The organism is Mesorhizobium sp. M8A.F.Ca.ET.165.01.1.1, from assembly GCF_004792065.1.
Classification (GTDB): domain Bacteria; phylum Pseudomonadota; class Alphaproteobacteria; order Rhizobiales; family Rhizobiaceae; genus Mesorhizobium.
Genome location: NZ_SRTH01000003.1, coordinates 244,807 through 266,430 on the forward strand (window position 1 = coordinate 244,807; position 21,624 = coordinate 266,430).

The following is a 21,624-nucleotide window of genomic DNA, read 5'->3' on the forward strand; positions in this document are numbered from 1 at the left end:
TTCTGTTAAGCGGAAAGGGCTCGCTTAGACCGGTTCCCGCGCCATGACAAGGCAAGTGTTCTGGCCGCCGAAGCCGAACGAGTTCGACAGAACGGTGCGAACCTGCGCGTCGCGCTTCTTGTTCGGCACGACGTCGAGCGCGATCGCGGGGTCGGGATTGTCATAGTTGATGGTCGGCGGAATGACGCTTTCGCGCATCGTCATCAGCGAAAACGCCGCTTCGACAGCGCCGGCCGCGGACAGTGTGTGGCCGATCATCGACTTGTTCGACGAGACCGGCATCGAGCCAATCCGCTCTCCGAACACGGTCGACAGCGCCAGATGCTCCATCTTGTCGTTCTCGGGGGTCGACGTGCCGTGAGCGTTGACATAGTCGATCTCGTCTTCACTCAGGCCCGCATCGGCGAGGGCGGCGCGAACCGCGGCAATGGCCGGCGAAGCGTCCGGCTTCGAGCGGGTGCGGTGAAAGTCGTCGGCCTTCTCGCCGCAACCGCCCAGGACTCCGAGAATAGTCGCGCCGCGAGCCAATGCCGCTTCAAGCGATTCCAACACCAGCGCCCCGGATCCCTCGGCCAACACGAAGCCGTCGCGATCCCTGGAGAAGGGCTTCGATGCCTTTTCGGGAATGTCGTTGTGCGTGGAGAGCGCCGAGAGCAATGAGAAACGGATCAAAGCCTCGGCGGTGGCAGAACCGTCAGCGCCGATCGATAGCGCACGGTCGCATTCGCCGCGCCGGATCGCCTCGACACCGAGCTGGATCGCGGTCGCTCCCGAAGCGCAAGCCGTCGACAGGGTGATCGGCAGACCGCGTGTGCCAAGGCGGTCGGCAAGGCGGTCGGCGATCGAGCCGAACTGGGTGGTCTCGAAAATATCCAGCTCTTTCAAGCTACGCGCCACCCGAAGCAGTCTTTCGGCGGCGGTGTCGTCCTTGTCCTTGTCGGAATTGTAGAGCGAGAAGCGCTCGGCCCAGTCGAGTTCGACCGGCGGCGATGCGAGGAAGAGCGGTCCGCCGAAATCGCTGGAATTAAGACCGGCTTCAGTCACCGCTTCGAGGCCGGCAAGCTCGGCTAGCTCATAGGTGAGCGGGCTGGCACCTTTCGAACTCGACGGCAGGAAATCGACCATGCCGGAGATGCGGGTGTTCAGTTGATCGATGGGAAAGCGGGTGATCGGGTGAATACCCGACTTGCCTGATGTCAACGCCGCCCAATTGTCTGATTTGCCGACACCAAGCGAGGTGACCACGCCGATGCCGGTGACGGCGACAATTGGCCTGCCCATGTGATCGTTCAGATTGGCCATCTGGAGCCCTCGAGCGTTTATCGTTGCAGCATGGATCGCGCAGCGCCGCGTTACGCGGCGTTGACCAGCGCCATGCCCTCGAATTGGTGATAGCCGATCGCCGTTGCAAGGACGGTCGCGGGAACGCCTTCGAACGGCTTCTCGGCTGCGGCATCGAAAACAGGGTAGGCGGCCTTGCGGTCGACGGCGAGTGCCGCCAGCGCCACGGCGAACGGAAACTGCGCTTCCTTCATATGCCCGGTCAGCGTCGAGAAGCCGCGCGAGGCAATCGCAGGATTGGCATCGAGCGCCGTTTTCTCGGCGGTGGTTGCGGCATGCGCGCCCGAGGCACCCGACAGGGCAAGCAGCTTGCCGTCCGGCAGCGCAGCCTGGCTGAGTAGTGCTGCGATCTCGGCGCCGAGCTCACCGCGTGAGCGCCTGGCGCGGCCGGAAACCACCGGTCCGAGCTCCGCATAGATCTTGCGCCCGCGGCTCACGGCGTGTTCGCGCTGCTCCAGCACCAGGAAGGCACCGCCGGATCCAGTGACGATGCCGCCGCCCTCGGCACCCTGTCTTTGCCACACAGGTTTCCAGGGGCCGCGATGCAAATAGCCGGCAAGCTCGTAACCTAGCAGCATGTCGGAATGTTCGGTCTGGAAGGCGCCGCCGACCAGGATGTGCGTCGACTGGCCGGAGCGGATTCGCGCGGCGGCCGTTTCGACGGCGGCGACGCCGGCGCCTTCCTCGCCCATGAAGGTGCGCGACGAGCCGGTCACCTTGTGGACAATGGAGATGTTGCCGGCGAGCAGGTTGGAGAGCTGGGCCAGAAACAAGGTCGGCCGCAACTCGGTGGTCAGCTTCTCGTTGAGAAGCACGTCGCGGTCGTTGCGGCTTTCCGAAGCGGCGAGGATGGCGGCATCGACCGCCTCGTCGCGCTCGCCGCCGCCGGCAGCCACAACCATGTCCATGGTCGTGCAGAGCTCGTCATTGCCCTTGATGCCGGCATCGTCCAACGCCAGGCCTGCGGCATAGGTGCCGAGCCGCTGCCATGTTTCCATCTGCCGCTGATCGCCGCGCTTGGCGATCTGCAGGTTCCAGTCGATCTCCGGCAGCGGATGGACGGTATAGGGCGCGAACCGCGCGGCTTCGAGCACCGGCTGCAAGCCCGGCTGCGCGAGCTTCTGCCAGTGTGCGTCAGGGCCTTCTCCCAAGGAGGAGACAATGCCGATACCAGTGATGACGACGTCGTGGGGGCTGCTCATGAGCGGCTTTGTGGGTCAGGCGGCGCGGCCCGTCAAGGCCACGCGCCGGCCGATGTCAGGCAGTCTTGGCGGCAACCAGCGCGTCGATCTTGGCGCACAGGTTCTTCATGACGAAGTAGTCATCGGTCGAGGCCTTGCCGTCATTGACTTCCTGGGTCCACTTTTCCAGCGGCACCTTGATGCCGAATTCCTTGTCGATGGCGAAGACGATATCGAGGAAGTCGAGGCTGTCGATGCCGAGATCGTCGATCGTGTGGCTCTCGGGCGTGATGGTGTCGATATCGATCTCGCTGGTGTCGGCAATGATCTTGGCGACTTTGTCGAACGTGGTGGAGTTCGTGGTGGACAAGGGCTTTTCCTTCTTTGCGGGCGGAATCTGTCCGCAGCTTGTTTGGGCGCTGTCTAATCGGTTTTTCCCGGCAGGAAAAGGCCTGATAAGCCGGGCGCAGATGGGGAGGGCGCGTTGAAAAGGCAAGAAGGGCCGCCGGTCAACCCGGCGGCCCTTCCCGTTGACGTAAGGTCAATGCTTGGTTCGATGCATGTCGTCATCCCAAAACCGGAACCACTTGGGGACATGCATCAGCTCTCGCGAAGCTTGACCAGGTCGTTCAACAGCCCGCCCGTCCCGTTGTGGACGGTCAGCCGCTCGACCTTGCCGGCGATGGCTTCCAGGGCCTCGAGCTCCTTCAGCCGCAGCATCACCGGGTTCTCTGCCATCACCTTGGCCGTGTTGAGCAGGGAACGCGTGGCGTTCGTCTCCTCACGGCGGCGGATGACGTTGGCCTCGGCCTGCTTTTCGGCCGAAACCACCTGGTTGAGGATTTCGCGCATCTCGCCCGGCAGGATGACATCCTTGAGCGCGATATCGCTGACCTCGACCCCGATCTCGGCCATGTCGGCCCGGACCTTGGCCGCGGCTTCCTCATCGACCGTCACCTTCTTTTCAAGGATCTGGTCAAGCGTCAGTGCGCCCAGCGTCTTGCGGAAGGCGTACTGCAGGGCTCGGTAGAGGGCCTCGGAGAAGTCCTTCACCGCGCTCACCGCCTTGACCGGATCGACGACCCGGTATTCGACCGCGATGTTGACGCGGATCGTGACGCGATCCCTGGTCAGCACTTCCTGCCCGGCGACGTCGAGCGACTGGCGCTTGAGGTCGACGACCTTGATCTGCACCATCCGTCCGACGTTCCAGAAGCCGTGCACGCCGGCGGCAAGCGTCCGAATGAGGACACCGTCGACGAACAGCAGCCCGGCCTGACCATCCAGAACCGGATGGACGGACATCAATTCCGCCTTCCGAGCCTGGCCGAGCCGGCGCATGACCGCCGAATCGATGGCAAGATCGGCCGAGGTGTCGACCATCGTCACCTTCCACGGTCCGGCATCGGTCCACAGCACCAGCTTGCGGTCCGGCGCCAGCACGCTGTGCAAATTGCCGTCGCGCTCGATGACGGCGACCTCCGTGCGCCCGGTGCGGACGACGGTGAAATGACGCGCGGCCACGTCCGGGAGCTTGTCGAACAACGCCTTCTCGTACGCCGAAACGAATTCCGGGTTCCTCAGATCGTGCCGCGAGACTTCAAGGCTGCCGCGCCGGTTGGCGAGCCAGTGCTCACCCGGCAGCAGGACAGCCTTGATCTCTCCCTTGTAGAGAGTGAGGGCACGCTCATTTTCCTTTACGAGGACGCGCTCGCGCCCAAGAACCTGATCGAGAATAGTCATTGTCTTACTCCTGTCGGGCATGGCCCCATGCGAGGCGTCACGTCATGCGTCGATCTTCCCTTCGTTTCTCGTTTCACTTCCAATTCCGGCACGAATGATCCGGGGACCGGTGGCATCAATGCGTGGCGGGCCCTCGGGAGCGGATCGCGAGGCAGCGAAGCGGGCGCCGGAGGCCTTGGCCTCCTTTGCCGGCGACGCTGCGCCTTGACCATCACCGCGAGCCTGGCCGCGAGCCGATGGCATCGGACCTTTCGATCCGGCCTTGGCCCGAAGGCTTCGGCCGTCCGTCAAGTCTTCAGCATTCCAGTCCCCGGACCGTTTTTCAGATAACACCGTGGCAGGGTGCTGGCTTATCAGGCCAATGGAGAAGGATTCGAACCTTCGACAATCAGAACCTAATCTGATGCTCTACCAAACTGAGCTATCCGTGGTGCAGACAGCAGGATTCGAACCTGCGACCTCCGGACCCAAATCCGGTGCTCTACCTCTGAGCTACATCCGCGATCCCAATCCCCAAAGCGGCGCCGTATACAGGGCGGCAAAGCCGCCTGCACGGGCGGAGACGAAAGCTCCAACCGCTGTGCTCACTTCGGTTCTCGTGACCGGGAACGCGCCTATAGCCCCTGCGACGGGTTGTCGCAAGCGACATTGTGGCGGCGGATTTGCGGCTTATTCCGGCAGTGACATTTCAGCAACTTCAGCCTGTCGGCAGTTGCTTGTACCAATGTACCGTGGTACAATATGGATTATGGATATAGAACGCGTGCAGACCGGGGTTCGTCTGGAAAAACGATTGGTGAAGGTGCTCAAGGCATTGGCCGAGCATCGCGACATGAGCCTTGGCGATCTCATTGAAGGCATCGTCCTGCACGCTTTCGAAGGGCAGACGCCGTTTTCGCCCGAGACGCTCGACACAATCAGCCAGCTGAAGCGCATCTACGGGCTGGAACTTGGCGCGGCGGACAGCCACGGTCTGGCTGAAGCGCCATCCTCTGATTGAATGGAAGGGAAAGCGAATGACGAGCCATCTTGAACGCAGTCATAGCATCGTGCTCTCCGGTCCGGTCGACCGCGTCTTCCCGCTGTTCTCGCCGATCGGCGAGAGCTTGTGGGTAGCGGGCTGGGATCCGGAGTTTCTGCACCCGCAAAGCGGAGAAACGCGGCAAGGCATGGTCTTCCGGACTACTCACGGCGACGAGACAACGCTTTGGGCCTGTACGCATTGGGATCCACGGATCCATCAGGTTCGCTATGTGAGGGTTACGCCGGATTCGCGGTTCGGATTTGTTGACGTGGCCTGCCGCCAGGTAACCAGCGGAGACACCGAGGCATTGATTTCCTATACTTTGACGGCGTTAAGCGAGGCCGGCAGGTCGTATCTGTCCGAACTGACGGAGGATGCGTTCACAGGCATGATCGAGACGTGGAAAGTTCGCATCGATGCATCGCTGCTCTCGGATGTATCAGCCGGGTCGGGCCACGATTAGAAAGTGACGCGGCCGAGCACGCGAAGGCCGTCGCCCTGCGGTTCGACCACCACGGCTTCGCCTTCGCGCGGCGAGATGCCGGTCAGCGCCACGATGTCTTCCAGATGGGTGACCATGATCAGATTGTCGGAGCCGGAATAAGCGCGGATTTCCTTCATGATGGCGGCGATCTGCGCTGCTTTCTGTGCATCGTCGCCCTTCAGGAGGTCGAGCGGTGCGAACAGTTCCGGCTCGGCCTCGAAGGCGGTGCGCGCCGTGTCGAGGCAGCGACAGTAGCGGCTGGACAGAATGCGCTCGATGGGAGCCGCGCGGGCGGCAAACAGGGCGCCGATCTTGCTTGCCTGCTGCTTGCCGCGCGCCGACAGATTGACCTGGGTGGCGCAATTGCCGATGTCGAAATTGGCCGGGTCGGTGGTGCCGGTGACCATGGCGTGGCGCAGCAGCACGACATGGCCGCCATCGCGCAGCAGCGCCCAGCCGGCGTCGGTCGCGTGCGCGGCGGCGGGGACGACAAGCAGGAACAACGCCAAGGCTAACCGGATCATCGCCACCCTTCCATGAGTCCGTATCGGGCTCCAACCATTCGCATATAGGGATTGGAAAGCGGGCACAAAGACAAGCCGGGCGCCGGTCGCGTCTCAAGCCTCACTGTTTGGCGAGCTGCTGCTTCACCAGATCGATCTTCTGGTCGGTCAGCGGGATCGGGATTGTGTAGCCGGCTTCGGTAAAGCCCTGTTTGGCGTTCTCGAAGAACGCGATCGCCTTGAGATATTCCGGCTTGCCGCCGCCATAGCTGGCGCGGTTCCAATGGATGTCGCCAAGATTGTTCTGTTCGAAGGCCCACTGCATGGGCTGACTTTCCCTGGTGAACACTTTCAGCGTCGCCGTGAAAGCCGCCTCGGCCTCGTCGAGATATTTGCCGGTCCGTTCGATGTTGCCGAGGTTGAGCAGGCTCATGCCGATGCCGTTCTGCGCGTTCGCCCAGTCGACCGGCGCGGTCTCGATGGTCAGCACTTTGAGCGCCGCACGGCGCGCGGCGATCGAATCCCGCAAGGTTGCGGGGCCGGCATTGCTCATGCTCAACCAGTGCAGCGTCGAGCCGAGGCCGGCCTGGGTCAGCGCCCATTGCCGTGGGTTGGTCTCGCGCTTGTATTCGCGCAAGGCGTTGCGGTAGGCGTCGACCGCCTCGTCATAGTATTCGGGCTTGTCCGTCACGCCGCCGAGAAGCTGCAGCGTGTTGCCGAGATTGTAGTAGCTCATCGCCCAATCAAGCGGGAATTTCCGCCTGACATAGACCTGGCGGGCCGCCTGGAATGCGGCAACCGACTGCTCCAGCCTGGATGCGTCGCGGGTGCGCTGGCCAAGCGTCTGGTAGATCGAGCCGAGATTGTTCTGCGCCGACGCCCAATCCATCGGGAAGCGTTGCCTGGTGAACACAGTCAGCGCATCGTCATAGGCCGCCGCCGCTTCTTCGAGCGTGCCGGTGCCCATGTCGAAACGGGCAACACCACTCAGCGCATTGCCGAGGTTGAGCCGGCTGGTGGCCCATGAGACCGGGAATGTGTCGCGGGTTCGCACTTCGAGCGCGGCGCGAAAGGCGTCGGCGGCCTCGTTGATCCTGGCCTTGTCGTTGAGCTGGATGCCGAGCGTCACAAGCGTGTTGCCGAGATTGTTCTGGACCATCGCCCATTCGACTGGCGTTTTCTGGCGCGTATATTCCTCGAGCGCCAGCCGATAGGCCGCTTCCGCCTGGGCCAGATGCTCGCCGCCGGGTTCGCGTTCCGAGAGCGCATAGAGCGCGAGGCCAAGATTGTTCTGCGAGGACGCCCAGTCGAGCGGAACCTTGTCGCGCGGGCGCTTGTCCAGCGTGGCGCGCATCGCCGCCACCGCCTCGTTCAAGCGTTTCGGGTCGCTTTCGCGTTCGCCGATCTTCAGCAGCACATTGCCGAGATTGTTCTGGGCGGCGGCCCAGTTGAGATCGTCCTTCACATGTTCGAACACGGCAAGCGAATCGCGAAAGATCTGCGCGGCCTCTTCGAGATGCGCGGTCTCGGTCTCGCGCTCGCCGATGTTCTGCAGCACCACCGCCATGTTGTTGCGGGTGATGGCCCAGTCGCGATTCTGTTCGCCATTGGGAATGAAGTTCAAGATGGCGCGATAAGCTTCGATCGCGTGCCGCAGCGCATCCAGGTCGCCGGTGGCGTAGCCATAGGAATTAAGTGCTTCCGCCTCCTGGTTCTTGTAGTTCCAGCGCAGCTTGTCGTCCCATTTCTCGGCCAGCGAGAACGCCTTGGCATAGTCGTTGGCGGCCGACTTGTAGTCGAAGACCAGCGCCGAGGCGTCGGCCCGTTTGGCGTAGATCGCGGCATCGGCGATGCGCTTCTGCTTGATCAATTCCTCAGCCTTGTCGACCGTGTCATTGGTCGCTTCGACCCGCCCCACGGCATCATCGAGGAATTTTCGCGCCGTGGCGATCGCGCCCTGGCCGATGGCCTTGTCGGCGGAAGCGACCAGGCGTTTGATCTCCGGATCGTCGGTGCGCAGCGCCGCACGTTCGGACATCATCTTCCTCAGACGCTCAGCCTGGGCGTCGAGCACTTTCCGCAGGTCAGCCGGATCTTCCGGGATTTTCTCCGTGCCGAGCGCCCTCAGCACGCCGTAAAGCGCGTCGAGCGGGACGCCTTCCTGCAGCGATGCCAGCTCCACCTGTGCCCGCTTGGGGTCGGGCAGGTCGGAAATGGTCAGCAGCAACTGCCGCCGCTCGCCGGTGATCAGCCCGTCGTCGCCGGTCGGTTCGGGCGGTGCGACACCGAAATAGAGCAGCCGGCGCAGGCTTTCGTTGACCCAGGGGCGCTGCTTCGCCTTGGTGTCGAGATAGACCTCTTCCGTCACCATGCGCATGACCGAGCCGAACTCGGTGCCTTTCATCGCCGCGAGATGGCGCAGCAGGGCCGCCGCATAGGGGCTGTTTTCGCCAGCGGCGCCATCGAGCGCCGGACGGCCGGGTTCCGCGGCGAAGCCGATCACCGTGCCGAGGCTCGCGTCGGCCGCCGGCGGATTGCCGAGGGCCTTGGCGCCGCGCACCGGCTCCAGTCCCCCGGCGCCGATAGGCTCGGCGGAGGCGGTCGGTGCGCGCCGCACCACGGCGTCTGATGGAAACGGATTTGTGCGGCAGGCGTCGAGCAGCATGATCGTCACCGGCACGGTCTTCTTCAGTTCGTCCATGACGGCGGAAATCGGCACCAGTGCCTGATCGGCATCCTTGAGCGACGAGACGTCTGCGTCGACAGGAACCAGATAATTCTCGCCGCCGGCCTCGATGCCGTGACCGGAGTAATAGATGAGGGCGACGTCGGCGCCCTCGGCGTCCTCGACGAAGCGTTCGAGGTCGCGCTTCAGCTTGGCCGCATCGCGGTCGGTGACATTGCGGGCGTCGAAGCCGAGATCGGTCAACATCTTGGCCATGTCGCGGGCATCATTAGCCGGGTTGGGCAGGGTAGCGATGTGTTCGTATTTGGACTGGCCGACGACCAACGCCACGCCCTTGAGGTCTTTTGCCTCGGCAATCTGAAGCATCGACGCGGCAACGGAGACAAGCATGGCGACAAACAACGTCAGCCACGCACGCCGGAAAAGACGCAGTTTCGAGGTGTCGACAAAGGTCATTTGTCGTTCCGCCCTGATGATCCAAACCCTCTATAACCCTGCCAGCCGACGATGATCAAATTCGGGCGCGATTGCGCCGCGGCGGTGGCTCGACTATCCCTGAAAAATGTCTCCACTCACCGAAACCGTGCTGTTCGTCTTCAGTCTTGTCGCGCTCGGCTATCTTGCTGGGTTCACAGGCTATTTGAGACCGGCGAGCGGCGAGGGGATATCCGACTTCGCGGTCTCGGTGGCCATGCCGTTGCTCCTGTTCCAGACCATGGTCAAGGCTGATTTCCATGGCGTCGCGCCATGGCCACTATGGGGCGCCTATTTCACCGCCGCGGCGATCACCTGGGCCGCGGGCCATCTCGTCACCACGCGCATATTCGGACGCGACGCGCGCGCCGGGGTCGTCGGCGGCGTATCGTCCGCCTACTCCAATGTCGTGCTGCTCGGCGCTCCCTTCATCCTTGGCATATTCGGTCCGAGCGGCTTCGAAGTGCTGTCGCTGTTGGTCTCGGTGCATCTGCCGATCATGATGATGGCTTCGATCGTGCTGTTCGAGATGTTCGGCCGAGGCGGCGGCGAACATGTGCATCCGTTGCGTGTCCTGCGCAGCTTCCTGAGGCGGCTGTTCATCAATCCGCTGATCATCGGCATTCTGCTGGGGCTGGCATGGCGCATCAGCGGCGTGCCGCTGCCGGCCCTCGTCATGCGACTGGTCGATGCGCTGGCCAACACGGCCGGGCCGGTGGCGCTGTTTGCCATGGGGCTCAGCCTGCGCCGCTTCGGCATATCAGGCAATGTCCGGCCAGCGCTGGTACTTTCGGTGCTGAAGCTGTTCCTGATGCCGGCGCTGGTTCTTGCCTTCGTCTGGCTGCTCGGCCTGCCGCCGTTGACGGCCAAGGTGGCGGTCGTGGTGGCGGCGCTGCCGTCGGGCATCAATTCCTATCTCATCGCCGTCCAGTTCAACACCGGCCAGGCGCTAGCATCGAACCAGATGACCATCGCCACTGCTTGCGCGGTCATCACTACTGCTTTCTGGCTGACGGTTGTCCTGCATGTTTTCGGGTGAGGTTGGCGACAGCTGCGCCAACCCGCTCTCGTCTTGCGCTGGTCCAACCCCTATATGCCATCTTGCGATTGCTTGCGGGGCTTTCCCTAGGTTAAGAGCAATGGCTCCAGCGTGCGGCCCTGCCTGCGCTTTACCGAAGACATCCAGATAGCGGCCCGTGAGCGCCGAACGGAGGCTAGACCATGCTTCAGAAAACCAGCCATTTCATGCGCCAGGCCAATCTCATCAACGGCGAATGGGTCCAGGCCGACAGCGGCCAGACGGTCGATGTGAACAATCCAGCTACCGGCCTCAAGATCGGCACCGTGCCGAAGTCGGGCAAGGCCGAGACACGCCGTGCCATCGAGGCTGCCGACGCCGCCTTCAAGTCATGGCGCAAGACCACCGCGCTCGAGCGCTCCAAGCTGCTGCGCAAGCTGCATGACGCGATGATGGACAATCAGGACGTGCTGGCCGAACTGCTCACCATTGAGCAGGGCAAGTCGCTGTTCGAATCCAAGGGCGAGATCGGTTCGGCCGCCGCCTATATCCTGTGGTTCGCCGAAGAAGGCCGGCGCACCTATGGCGACGTCGTACCCTCGCCATGGGCGGACCGCCGCATCCTGGTGACCAAGGAACCGGTCGGCGTCATTGCCGCCATCACGCCGTGGAATTTCCCGTCCTCGATGCTGGCCCGCAAACTTGGTCCCGCACTTGCCGCCGGCTGCACCGCCGTCGTCAAGCCGGCCTCGCAGACGCCGTATTCCGGCCTTGCCTGGGGTGCGCTGGCCGAGGAAGTCGGCTTCCCCAAGGGCGTCGTCAACATCCTGACCGGTTCGGCGAGCGAGATCGGCGACGAGATCTGCGCCAATCCGCTGGTGTCGAAAATCACCTTCACCGGCTCGACGGAGGTCGGCAAGCTTCTCATCCAGAAGTCGTCGGTTACGGTCAAGAAGGTGTCGATGGAACTCGGCGGCAACGCGCCGTTCATCGTCTTCGACGACGCCGATATCGAGCGTGCCGTTGCCGGCGCGATCACCGCCAAATATCGCAATTCAGGCCAGACCTGCGTCTGCACCAACCGCTTCCTCGTCCAGGCTGGTGTGTACGACAAGTTCGTCGAAAAGCTCGCCGCGGCCAGCAACGGACTGAAGGTCGGTTCCGGCCTCGAAGAGGGCGTCCAGCAGGGGCCGCTGATCGACGAGAAGGCGGTCGAGAAGGTCGAGGAACTGATCGCCGATGCCACCTCAAAGGGCGGCAAGGTCGTCGCCGGCGGTCATCGCCATGCACTGGGCGGTTCGTTCTTCCAGCCGACGGTCATCGCCAATGCGACGCCGAAAATGCGCTTCATGAAGGAAGAGATCTTTGGCCCGGTCGCACCGGTGTTCAAGTTCGAAACCGAGGAAGAAGCCATCGCGCTCGCCAACGACACCGAATTCGGCCTTGCCTGCTATTTCTACACCGGCGATCTCGGCCGCGCCTTCCGGGTCATGGAAGGCCTGAAATACGGCATGGTCGGCGTCAATGAAGGGCTGATCACCACACCTGAAGCACCGTTTGGCGGCGTCAAGGAATCGGGCCTCGGCAAAGAAGGCGGACATCAGGGCATCGAGGATTACCTCGATACCAAATATGTGTGCATCGGCGGCCTCGGGCTCTGATAGGCTAGTGCGTGGGGCAGGCTGGTAAACCTGCCCCAGGCTGAACAACCAGCCGAAGTCCTTTGGATCCACTGGCATTTGCGGGCATGACGATGAAGGACGGCGAGGTTTTCGGCACGACACAGGCAGGCGAACCGATCCGCCGCTTTACGATCAGGGGCGGCGGCCTCACCGCCAACATCATCGGGCTTGGCGCCATAGTCCAGGACCTGCGCCTGACCGGGCACGACGCGCCGCTGGTCCTCGGCTACAACAATCTGGAGGCCTATGAGACCGACACTGGCTTCTTCGGGGCCGTGGTCGGGCGCTACGCCAACCGCATCGGCGAAGGCCGCTTCACAATTGGCGGCAACCGCTACCAGACCGAGCGCAACTTCCTCGACAAGCATACGCTGCATGGCGGCTCGCAAGGCTACTCCCACCGACCATGGACGGTTTCGCTGCACGGCAGGGATTTCGTCACTCTGACGCTGCATGATCCCGACGGTGCGTTGGGCTTTCCCGGCGCGCTCGACGTTACTTGCACCTACCGGCTGAAAATTCCCGGCACGCTGAGCGTCGAACTGACGGCGACCTGCGAGGAGCCGACGCCGTGCAATCTCACCCAGCATTCCTATTTCAACCTCGATGATGGCGGCACGGGCGACATTCTCGACCACAGGATGATGCTGAACGCCGGTGCCTATCTGCCTGTCGACGGCGACATGATCCCGACCGGCGTGGTGAAGCCGGTCGACGGCACGCCTTTCGATTTTCGCCAGGCGCGGCCATTGCGCATGGAGACCGAGGGCGAACAACTGCCCTACGACCAGAATTTCTGCCTGGCCGCGGCGCGCGGGCCGCTCAAGCAGGCCGCGTGGGTGCAAGGGGCGAATTCCGGCGTCGAGATGGAAGTCTGGACAACGGAGCCCGGTGTCCAGCTCTACACCGGGCAATATGTGACGCCACGCACCGGCCTGGAAGGGCGGAATTACAAGGCCTTCAGCGGCTTCTGCCTGGAGCCGCAAATATGGCCTGACGCGCCGAACCGGCCCTATTTCCCGCAGGCGACGCTATGGCCTGGCGCGATCTATCACCACGTGACCGAATACCGGTTCCGGCAAGGTTAGCTTTTTCAGGGCTTGCCGAACGCCGCCCTCAGCGTCTCGAACGGTGCCAGCGCGCCGCGCACCTGCACGACGGCAGCGGCAACGCGATGGGCTCTGCGGGCGGCCTCCTGCGGGTTGTGGCCGGCAAGACGGGCGGCGAGATAGCCGCCATTGAAGGAATCGCCGGCGCCGGTGGTGTCGGCGGGGGCCGCGACATGGATTGCAGGCACGTCCTGCAATGATCCGTTTTCGGCAATCAGTGCCGGCTGCTCGCCATTCTTGACGACAACTTCGCCAACCCATTGCCTGAGCCGCTCGGCGGTCGCCCGCGGGGTGTCATCGCCGAACAGCATCTGCTCGTCAGGGAAGGTCGGCAGCGCGATGTCGGTGACGGCAAGCGCTTCGACGATCGCTGCCTGCGCTTCGTCGCGGCCGCGCCACAGTCGTGGCCGGTAGTTGGGATCGAAGGCGATCGTCGAGCCCGCCGCGCGCGCCTTGCCCACGGCCGCCAGCAGCGTCTTGCGCGAGGCATCGTCGAGAATTGCCAAAGTGATTCCGGAAAAGTACACAAGCGATTGATTTTGCATGCTTTTCGATAGTGCCGCCGGATCCGAAGCTAGCTGCCGCGCGGCGGCGTCGCCACGCCAGTAGGTGAAGGAGCGCTCGGCACCGGTCAGCGTGATCGCATAGAGGCCGGGGCGCGCGCCCGGTATGACCGGACTGGAGCCGATGCCGATGCCGTTTTCAGCGAAGAAAGCGATCTGGCCTTGGGAGAAGGGGTCGTCGCCGAAGGCCGAGACATAGGTTGCCGGCAGGTCAGCGCTCAGCGCATGCAACGCCCACAGCGTGTTGAACGTGTCGCCGGCAAAACCCATGCGCCAGTTCGGGCCCGTCTGGCCCGACAGTTCCAGCATGCATTCGCCAATCGAGGCGACGCCGTTTCCCATCATCTGCAATCCTCCAGTGATGTCGGTGCTGTAGCTTTTTGCCGGACGCAGCGCCATGCTTGGCAAGCAGGCTTTTTTCCGCCACAGCGTTTTCCCACAGCCTGGCGGGATGCGATCCGTCCGGCAGAACGTTATCCGCAGAAGAGGAACCGGTTTGGCATCGTTATGGCGTTATCTCCTGGCAGGTCTTGGTCTGGCTGCTTTGCTGGTCGGCGTTCTCGCGGTCGTCTATCTGACCGCGCCGCATTCGGCACAGCCTGTCGGTCCGGATGTCTCGAGGACGAAGAAGACCGACAACGGATTGTATGTAGCGAGTTTCGTGCCGGAACGCGGCGTGGTGCGGCAGGGCGAGCTGGAATCCTGGGTGCTGACGCTGAAGACAAAGACAGGGGCTTCGGTGGAGCGAGCCGCGATCGCCATCTCCGGCGGCATGCCGCAGCACAATCACGGTCTGCCGACCAGTCCGCAGGCGACCGACTATCTCGGCGAGGGACGCTACCGCATCGAGGGGCTCAAATTCACCATGAGCGGCTGGTGGCAACTGCGTTTCGCCATATCGTCCGGCGCGGGCTCCGACACTGTGCTGTTCAACGTGGTGCTGTGAGCGGTCGATGAGGCGCCTTTTCTGCTTTTTGGCGCTGACGGTGGCCGTGCTCCTTGGCGGTTGCGGCAAGCCGGATTTTTCCGATGCCGAGAAGAAGACGATCGCTTCGCTCGCGCTGAATACGCTGCCGGCGCTGAAGCCTGACACCACCAACCGCTTCGCCGATGTGCCGGCCGCCGCGGCGCTCGGCTCGACGCTGTTCTTCGATGTTGGGATGAGCCGCGACGGCACCGTGTCCTGCTCGACCTGCCACAAGATCGACCGCCAATTCCAGGACGACCTGCCGCAGGCGGTGGGTGTCGGCCGGACCAACCGGCGCACCATGCCGCTGGCCGGTGTGGCGCGCGACCCCTGGTTCTTCTGGGATGGCCGCCGCGACAGCCTGTGGGCGCAGGCGCTGACACCCCTCGAAAATCCGTTGGAACAGGCGGGAAACCGCACCGCCTACGCGCATTACATGAAGGCGCGCTTCGGCGAACGCTATGAGCGCATCTTCGGGCCATTGCCCGATTTTTCTGGCGTTCCGTTGAATGCCAGCCCGCTTGGAAGCGATACCGAAAAAGCTGCCTGGAACGCGATGAGCGATGCGCAGCGTGACGCCATCAACAGCGTCTATGCCAATATAGGCAAGGCGCTTGCCGCCTTCGAACGCTCGATCGAGCCGGCGCCGACGCGATTCGACCGCTTTGCGCTGGACCTTGCCACAGGCGCCGAGCCGAAAGGCGATGCGGCCTTTTCGCGGGAAGAAGTCCTTGGGCTGAAACTGTTCATCGGCAAGGCCAATTGCGTGACCTGCCACAATGGCCCGCGTTTCACCGACAACGGTTTTCACAATACGGGTGTGCCGCCTGTTGCCGGCTTGCCGGCGGATCGCGGGCGCGTCGACGCGGTAGCGCAGGTCGAGGCCGACCCCTTCAACTGCTTCGGCGCTTATCGCGATGGCGAGGCCAATGCCTGCGGCGAGCTGCGCTTCATGGTCAAGGATGCGCCGGAACTGGTGCGCGCCTACAAGACGCCGTCGCTGCGCGGTGCTGCGACACGGCCGCCCTACATGCATGCCGGGCAGTTTTCATCGCTCGACGAGGTGGTGGCTCACTATGCCAAGGCTGCGCCGAGCGTCGAAGGGGTATCCGAAGTCCACCCGCTGGAGTTGTCGGACCGCGAGCGCGCCGCACTGGTGGCGTTCCTGAAGACGCTGTCGGAATAGCCCTTCTGTTTGACCATGACCTTGTCCGAAAACCAGCTTCCACTTTTCGGGATCATGGTCATCGGTCCTTCACCGTCTCCATCGCCACGAAGGTCGAGGTCTGGGCGACGTGGGGCAGGGCCGAGATGCGCTCGCCGAGTACGCGCCGGTAGGCGGCGATATCCCTGGTGCGGACCTTCAGGAGATAATCGAAGCTCGATGCCATCATGTGGCACTGCTCGATCTCCGGCACGGCCTGTACGGACCGGTTGAAGGCATCGAGCGCCGCGGATCGAGTGTCCGACAGTTTCACCTGGACGAAGGCGACATGGCCTTCACCCATGCGCTCGCGGTCGATGATCGCCTGGTAGCCCCTGATGTAGCCATCCCTCTCCAGCCGCTTCACCCGCGCCTGCACCGGTGTCTTCGACAGGCCGACCTTGGCCGCCAGTTCCGACATGGAAAGCCGGCCATTGCCTGCCAGCGCCGACAGGATGTTCCTGTCGATGCGGTCCAATTGGTCTTCTATCATGGAAAATGCGGTCAATCTGTTGAGTTTGTGCCGTAATGATAGATCAAATGACCTGCGGTGTCGATTTCTTTGGACCGACTGAAATCCGCACCCTGTGCTAGCTTGCGCCATTCGGTCCGGTGACCGCCGGCCCGTTCCCTTATGCTTGCTCATAGGACCGCCATGCCGCTCGACGCCATCCGCCAGCAGATCCGCGCCAATTATTTGCCCGACGAAGACGAGGCGGTAAGGCGGTTGGCCGAGGCGACCGGACTTTCGGCCGGCGACCGCAAGTCAATCTCGGCCCGCGCGGCCGACCTAGTGCGGGCGGTGCGGGGCTCCACCGATCCCCGGCTGATGGAAGTCTTTCTCTCCGCCTACGGTCTGTCCACCAAGGAAGGCGTGGCGCTGATGTGCCTGGCCGAGGCGCTGCTGCGCGTGCCCGACACCGAGACGATGGACGACCTCATCGCCGACAAGATCGCGCCGCACGACTGGTCGGCGCATTCGGGCGGTTCGAGTTCCATCTTCGTCAACGCCTCGACCTGGGCGCTGATGCTGACCGGCCGCGTGCTCGACGAAGGCGAGGGCGGCATCGAAGGCACGCTGCGTTCGATGGTGCGCAGGCTGGGCGAGCCGGTCATCCGCAAGGCGGTGGCCGCCGCCATGCGCGAGATGGGCGAACAGTTCGTGCTGGGTCGCACCATCGCCGAGGCCGTCAAGCGCGGCCGGCCGATGACGCAGAAGGGTTATCTCTATTCCTTCGACATGCTGGGCGAGGCGGCCCGCACCGAGGCGGATGCGCTGCGCTATCACAAGGCCTATGCCGACGCCATTTCCTCGCTCGATGCCGGCTCCAACGGCCCTGATATCCGCTTCAACCATGGAATCTCGGTCAAGCTCTCAGCGTTGCATCCGCGCTACGAGGTGGCGCAGAAGGAGGAAATGCTGCCTGTGATGGCCGAGCGGCTGCTGTCGCTGGCACTCGCGGCCAGGCATTCGCGCATGGGCCTCAACATCGATGCCGAGGAGGCCGATCGTCTCGACCTGTCGCTCGACGTCATCGAACGGGTGCTGGCCGAGCCGGAACTCGCCGGCTGGAACGGGTTCGGCGTCGTCGTGCAGGCCTACGGTCCGCGCGCGGCTTTCACCATCGACTGGCTCTATGCACTGGCGAAAAAGTACAATCGCAACATCATGGTGCGGCTGGTCAAGGGCGCCTATTGGGACACCGAGATCAAGCGGGCGCAGACGCTCGGCCTTTCCGGCTATCCCGTGTTCACGCGCAAGGCCAACACCGACGTTTCCTACATTGCGTGCGCGAGAAAACTGCTTGGCATGACCGACCGGATCTATCCGCAATTCGCCACCCACAATGCCCACACCGTCGCCGCCATCCTGTCGATGGCTGACAACCGCGATACCTTCGAATTCCAGCGCCTGCATGGCATGGGCGAGGCCTTGCACGAAACCGTGCGCCGGTCAGAGGGCACGCGTTGCCGCATTTACGCTCCCGTCGGCGCGCACTCGGACCTGCTTGCCTATCTGGTCCGTCGCCTGCTGGAGAACGGCGCCAATTCCTCCTTCGTGCACCAATTGACCGACGAGGACGTCGAGCCGGAGGACATCGCGCGTGATCCGCTGGAAACGGTCGAAAGCCAGGGGCCGGCCGCCAATCCGGCGATCGCCAAGCCATCCCAGATCTTTGGGATCGGGCGCCGCAACTCGAAAGGATTCGACATTACGGACACGGTGACGCTGGCTGATATCGACAAGGCCAAAGCGGCCTTTGCCGGGTCGGATCGCTGGCACGCCAAGCCGATCACGCGCGCCGCCGGCTACGGCAAGCAGCGCCCGATCGTCAATCCGGCAAAGCCTTCCGAGGTCGTCGGCACGGTTCACGAGGCCGCAGCCAAGCAGGTCGCGACCGCGGTGCGCATCGCTGTCGAGGCGCAGCCGTCCTGGGCAAAACGGCCGGTTGCCGAGCGTGCCGCGATCCTCAACCTCGCGGCCGACCTTTACGAGGCCAATGCGGTCGAGTTCTTCGCTCTCGCCACGCGCGAGGCCGGCAAATCGCTGGCCGACGGCGTCGCCGAGGTGCGCGAGGCCGTCGACTTTCTTCGCTACTACGCCGCCGAGGCGGCGAACGCCGAGGCGGGCACGCAAGCGCGCGGCGCCATTGTCTGCATCTCGCCATGGAATTTCCCGCTCGCCATCTTCACCGGCCAGATCGCGGCAGCACTCGTCACCGGCAATTCCGTGATTGCCAAGCCGGCCGAGCAGACGCCGCTGATCGCATTCCGCGCCGTCGAGATGCTGCGCGCCGCTGGCGTGCCGGAAGACGTCATCCAGCTCCTGCCCGGTGACGGCCCATCGGTGGGCGGCCCGCTGACGGCGGATCCGCGCATTGCCGGCGTCTGCTTCACCGGCTCGACCGAGGTCGCCAAGCTGATCGAAAAACAGCTGGCCGAGACCGCCGCGCCGGACGCGATGCTGATCGCCGAGACCGGTGGTCTCAACGCCATGATCGTCGATTCCACAGCGCTGCCCGAACAGGCGGTGCGCGATATCCTGGCGTCGGCCTTCCAGAGTGCCGGCCAGCGCTGCTCGGCGCTGCGCGTGCTCTATGTGCAGAAGGACGTCGAGAAGAAGATGCTGGAGATGCTGAAGGGCGCCATGGAGGCGCTCAATATTGGCGATCCCTGGCTGATCTCGACCGATGTCGGCCCGGTCATCGATGACGAGGCGCAGGCCTCGATCCGCGACTATTGCACGAAGAAGGGTCTTGAGGGCCGGCTGATCGCCAAGCTCGAGGCCCCCAAGGATGGGCGTTTCGTCGCGCCGCATGTCTTGCGGGTCAAGGGTATCGAGGACATGGAGCGCGAGGTGTTCGGGCCTGTGCTGCATGTTGCCAGTTTCGACGCCGACCAGATCGACAGCGTCATCGCCGCCATCAACCGCAAGGGCTATGGCCTAACCTTCGGCCTGCACACCCGCATCGAGGGCCGCGTCCAGCATTTCGTCGACGGCATTCATGCCGGCAACATCTATGTCAACCGCAACCAGATCGGCGCCGTGGTCGGTTCGCAACCGTTCGGCGGCGAGGGCCTCTCCGGCACCGGGCCGAAGGCCGGCGGCCCGCATTATCTCAGGCGCTTCCGCAAGGGGCCGGAAGCTGGCACGCACCTGGCCGACGGGCACAAGGTCACCGCCACCGAACTGGCCGACAATCTGCCCGATCCGTCGCTGGGCGGCTGGTCGACGCGGCCGGACCGGATCGCCATCCTGAGGAAGCACCTGCGCGGCAAGGGCGCGGCCGCGATCGGCGCCGCCGCTGCAATCGATTTCGGTCAGGTCGATTTGCCCGGCCCGACCGGCGAGGCCAACACGCTGTCGCTGTCGCCGCGCGGCCGGGTGCTGTGCCTGGGGCCGGACGCCGACACGCTGCTGGCGCAGACCGTCCAGGCGCTCGCCGCCGGCAATGCGGTGCTGGCCGTGGCGCCAGGTGCCCCGGCGGCACTGGCGGCGCTGACCGGCAAAGGCCTGCCGCTGGCGGCCATCGATGGCCGCCTCGATCCGGTCGAGGCGCGCTCGCTGCGCGTCGATGTCGTTGCTTTTTCAGGCACGCCCGAGGCGGCGCGCATCGTGCGCAAGGTCATCGCCGAGCGCAGCGGGCCGATCGTGCCGCTGGTCAGCGAGGTGCTCAATCCCGCGGCCTATGCGCATGAGCGGGCCGTCTGCGTCGACACCACGGCGGCCGGCGGCAATGCCAGCCTGTTGGCCGCCGCATAGATTAGTCGGTACTTACGCGCCTTCGACGACGGAAAAACCCTCGAATTGCGGGTGGCCAAGATAATGGACCTTTGTCGTGCCGACATTGCGGTGGGCGGCGCGAAAGTTCTCCGATTTGGTCCAGGCGACGAAGTCGGCGTGGCTCGCCCAGACCGTATGCGAGGCAAACAGCGTGTAGCCTTCGGTCTCGTTGGCCGGGCCGCGCAACAGATGGAATTCCCGGAAGCCTTTCATCTCGGCAAGGCTGGAATCGCGGTTCTTCCACACGGCTTCGAAATCGGCCTCGGAGCCGGTCTGCACCTTGAAGCGGTTCATGGCGATATACATGGGGTCCCTTTCCTGCGGATGTTGATGGTTGGCGCCGCAACGTTTGTGCTGCTCACATCTTAGAACGGGCCGATCCCAACCTCGAATTCCAAACCCGGATTCGCGGCCTGTGGCGGAATTGGAGGGAAGGGAGCAGCCTTGCGCACGATGCCAAGCGCGGCCTCATCGAAAGTCTTCGATCCCGAGCTTTCCAGAATACGCAACTGATCTATATTGCCCTTCTTGCCTATGGCGAATGCCACAACCGCATTGTTTCGCGCGGCCAGTTGCAGCGAAGGCGGGAGAGTTCGATTGACGCTGCCGAGCTTTCGAAAGACGTCGCCGCGGTAGCTGTCTTCCGCGGCGCTGCCGGCCTCTTTCTGCCTCTTGCCCATGCTGGCCGCTTGCGCCGGCCGATCCTGGCCGTCGGCCGTACCGCTCCGTTCATCCGCCGCTGCAGCTGTCGCAGGCGCGGCCGCCGGAGTCGGCCTTGCATAGGGGGTCGGCGGGTGATCGGGAGCGGCGACAGGCATCTCGACGGTTTCGGCCTGGGCGCTCGGCTGCGCCTGCGTTTCGTTCCTGGCGGCCACGCTCTGGTCGTCCGGGCGGGGTTTTGCCGTCACCAGTATGTCGGGTGTCACCATTGGCTGTTTGGCCGGTTCCTGCGAGGGCTCCGAAGCCTGCTTCGCGGCGTCCCGGGCGGGCTCGCGATCCTGTGTCACAGCGTCGGCGTGGGCCGCGAAGGTTCCGTCGGCGGCGCCGGCCTGGCTGCCTTTGCCTGATGTGATTTGGCCGGCGGCTGGCTCGGCACCAACGTGACATTCATTGCCGTCGGGTCCTTGTCCAGCGCACTGCCGGCTACCTTGTCGCCTGTGTGATCGCCGCCTTCCGATTGCTCCGTCTCCCTGGAAACAAGCGTGCCGGCAGGTGAGACCAGAAAAGCCGCCGCTACCGCGGCATGGAGCAGGCCGGAGATGGCGATCGCCGTTGCCCACTTGCCGTTGCCGGCCGGCGGCCGTGTCTGGGCAAGCGGCTCGGCCGGCACGATGGCCAACTCGTCGCCGGCGTCGCGGAG

At 63.9% G+C, this 21,624-nt stretch carries 19 protein-coding genes and 2 tRNA genes; 8 read left to right on the forward strand and 13 right to left on the reverse strand.

Going from position 1 to position 21,624, the window contains the following annotated elements; all coding sequences use genetic code 11:
- Positions 1-24 precede the first annotated feature (24 nt).
- The 6 genes from EN808_RS10450 to EN808_RS10475 all read right to left on the reverse strand — a co-directional run bounded on the left by EN808_RS10450 (position 25) and on the right by EN808_RS10475 (position 4,767).
- Positions 25-1,302 carry a beta-ketoacyl-ACP synthase gene (locus EN808_RS10450; protein ID WP_127279729.1) on the reverse strand — a complete coding sequence of 426 codons (1,278 nt, stop codon included), beginning with the start codon at positions 1,300-1,302 and terminating at the stop codon, positions 25-27.
- Positions 1,303-1,352: 50 nt separating this feature from the next.
- Entirely contained in the window at positions 1,353-2,543 is a 1,191-nt protein-coding gene (locus EN808_RS10455; protein WP_135915729.1) for a beta-ketoacyl-ACP synthase, read from the reverse strand.
- A gap of 55 nt (positions 2,544-2,598) precedes the next feature.
- Complete coding sequence (locus tag EN808_RS10460) at positions 2,599-2,892, reverse strand: acyl carrier protein (protein WP_027029416.1); 294 nt, start codon at positions 2,890-2,892, stop codon at positions 2,599-2,601.
- A gap of 230 nt (positions 2,893-3,122) precedes the next feature.
- On the reverse strand, positions 3,123-4,265 hold the full coding sequence (locus EN808_RS10465) for a slipin family protein (protein WP_189524088.1): 1,143 nt from the start codon (positions 4,263-4,265) through the stop codon (positions 3,123-3,125).
- Between the two features lie 358 nt (positions 4,266-4,623).
- A tRNA-OTHER gene (locus tag EN808_RS10470) sits at positions 4,624-4,691 on the reverse strand.
- Positions 4,692-4,693: 2 nt separating this feature from the next.
- Positions 4,694-4,767 (reverse strand) — tRNA-OTHER (locus EN808_RS10475).
- Between the two features lie 261 nt (positions 4,768-5,028).
- On the opposite strand from EN808_RS10475, the gene EN808_RS10480 reads away from it, so the two are divergent.
- Positions 5,029-5,265 (forward strand): hypothetical protein, encoded by a 237-nt coding sequence (locus EN808_RS10480; protein WP_245464499.1) that lies wholly within the window; start codon positions 5,029-5,031, stop codon positions 5,263-5,265.
- A gap of 16 nt (positions 5,266-5,281) precedes the next feature.
- On the forward strand, positions 5,282-5,752 hold the full coding sequence (locus tag EN808_RS10485) for an SRPBCC family protein (RefSeq protein WP_135866750.1): 471 nt from the start codon (positions 5,282-5,284) through the stop codon (positions 5,750-5,752).
- On the opposite strand, the gene EN808_RS10490 is transcribed toward EN808_RS10485, so the two are convergent.
- Both EN808_RS10490 and EN808_RS10495 read right to left on the reverse strand, forming a co-directional pair.
- Positions 5,749-6,297: a histidine phosphatase family protein gene (locus tag EN808_RS10490; RefSeq protein WP_127872704.1), complete on the reverse strand. Its 549-nt coding sequence runs from the start codon at positions 6,295-6,297 to the stop codon at positions 5,749-5,751. The genes EN808_RS10485 and EN808_RS10490 overlap by 4 nt on opposite strands.
- 100 nt (positions 6,298-6,397) lie before the next feature.
- Positions 6,398-9,418, reverse strand: coding sequence for a caspase family protein (locus EN808_RS10495; RefSeq protein WP_135915730.1), 3,021 nt, complete (start codon positions 9,416-9,418; stop codon positions 6,398-6,400).
- 106 nt (positions 9,419-9,524) lie between these two features.
- Between EN808_RS10495 and EN808_RS10500 the strand changes: the two genes are divergently transcribed.
- From EN808_RS10500 to EN808_RS10510, 3 genes are all read left to right on the forward strand, one after another.
- The gene (locus EN808_RS10500; RefSeq protein ID WP_135915731.1) at positions 9,525-10,475 is read left to right on the forward strand and encodes an AEC family transporter; all 951 of its coding nucleotides are present in this window, start codon (positions 9,525-9,527) and stop codon (positions 10,473-10,475) included.
- Between the two features lie 182 nt (positions 10,476-10,657).
- Complete coding sequence (locus tag EN808_RS10505; protein WP_127280496.1) at positions 10,658-12,115, forward strand: NAD-dependent succinate-semialdehyde dehydrogenase; 1,458 nt, start codon at positions 10,658-10,660, stop codon at positions 12,113-12,115.
- 86 nt (positions 12,116-12,201) lie between these two features.
- Positions 12,202-13,224, forward strand: coding sequence for an aldose epimerase family protein (locus tag EN808_RS10510; protein WP_135915732.1), 1,023 nt, complete (start codon positions 12,202-12,204; stop codon positions 13,222-13,224).
- Positions 13,225-13,229: 5 nt separating this feature from the next.
- On the opposite strand, the gene EN808_RS10515 is transcribed toward EN808_RS10510, so the two are convergent.
- Positions 13,230-14,153 carry a sugar kinase gene (locus tag EN808_RS10515; protein WP_135880575.1) on the reverse strand — a complete coding sequence of 308 codons (924 nt, stop codon included), beginning with the start codon at positions 14,151-14,153 and terminating at the stop codon, positions 13,230-13,232.
- Positions 14,154-14,304: 151 nt separating this feature from the next.
- On the opposite strand from EN808_RS10515, the gene EN808_RS10520 reads away from it, so the two are divergent.
- Positions 14,305-14,754: a FixH family protein gene (locus EN808_RS10520; protein WP_127280325.1), complete on the forward strand. Its 450-nt coding sequence runs from the start codon at positions 14,305-14,307 to the stop codon at positions 14,752-14,754.
- 7 nt (positions 14,755-14,761) lie between these two features.
- A complete protein-coding gene (locus EN808_RS10525) occupies positions 14,762-15,961 on the forward strand; it encodes a cytochrome c peroxidase (protein WP_135915733.1) in 1,200 nt (399 codons plus the stop codon).
- Between the two features lie 58 nt (positions 15,962-16,019).
- Here the strand turns inward: EN808_RS10525 and EN808_RS10530 are convergent, their stop codons facing one another.
- A complete protein-coding gene (locus EN808_RS10530; RefSeq protein WP_135915734.1) occupies positions 16,020-16,472 on the reverse strand; it encodes an Lrp/AsnC ligand binding domain-containing protein in 453 nt (150 codons plus the stop codon).
- Positions 16,473-16,634: 162 nt separating this feature from the next.
- Between EN808_RS10530 and putA the strand changes: the two genes are divergently transcribed.
- A complete protein-coding gene (gene putA / locus EN808_RS10535; RefSeq protein WP_135916025.1) occupies positions 16,635-20,243 on the forward strand; it encodes a bifunctional proline dehydrogenase/L-glutamate gamma-semialdehyde dehydrogenase PutA in 3,609 nt (1,202 codons plus the stop codon).
- 12 nt (positions 20,244-20,255) lie between these two features.
- On the opposite strand, the gene EN808_RS10540 is transcribed toward putA, so the two are convergent.
- The 3 genes from EN808_RS10540 to EN808_RS36970 form a co-directional block, all read right to left on the reverse strand.
- Positions 20,256-20,570 (reverse strand): antibiotic biosynthesis monooxygenase, encoded by a 315-nt coding sequence (locus EN808_RS10540; RefSeq protein ID WP_127872698.1) that lies wholly within the window; start codon positions 20,568-20,570, stop codon positions 20,256-20,258.
- A 59-nt stretch (positions 20,571-20,629) separates the two neighbouring features.
- Complete coding sequence (locus tag EN808_RS36965) at positions 20,630-20,944, reverse strand: energy transducer TonB (protein ID WP_245511792.1); 315 nt, start codon at positions 20,942-20,944, stop codon at positions 20,630-20,632.
- Between the two features lie 323 nt (positions 20,945-21,267).
- Positions 21,268-21,603 (reverse strand): hypothetical protein, encoded by a 336-nt coding sequence (locus EN808_RS36970; protein WP_245525054.1) that lies wholly within the window; start codon positions 21,601-21,603, stop codon positions 21,268-21,270.
- Positions 21,604-21,624 lie beyond the last annotated feature (21 nt).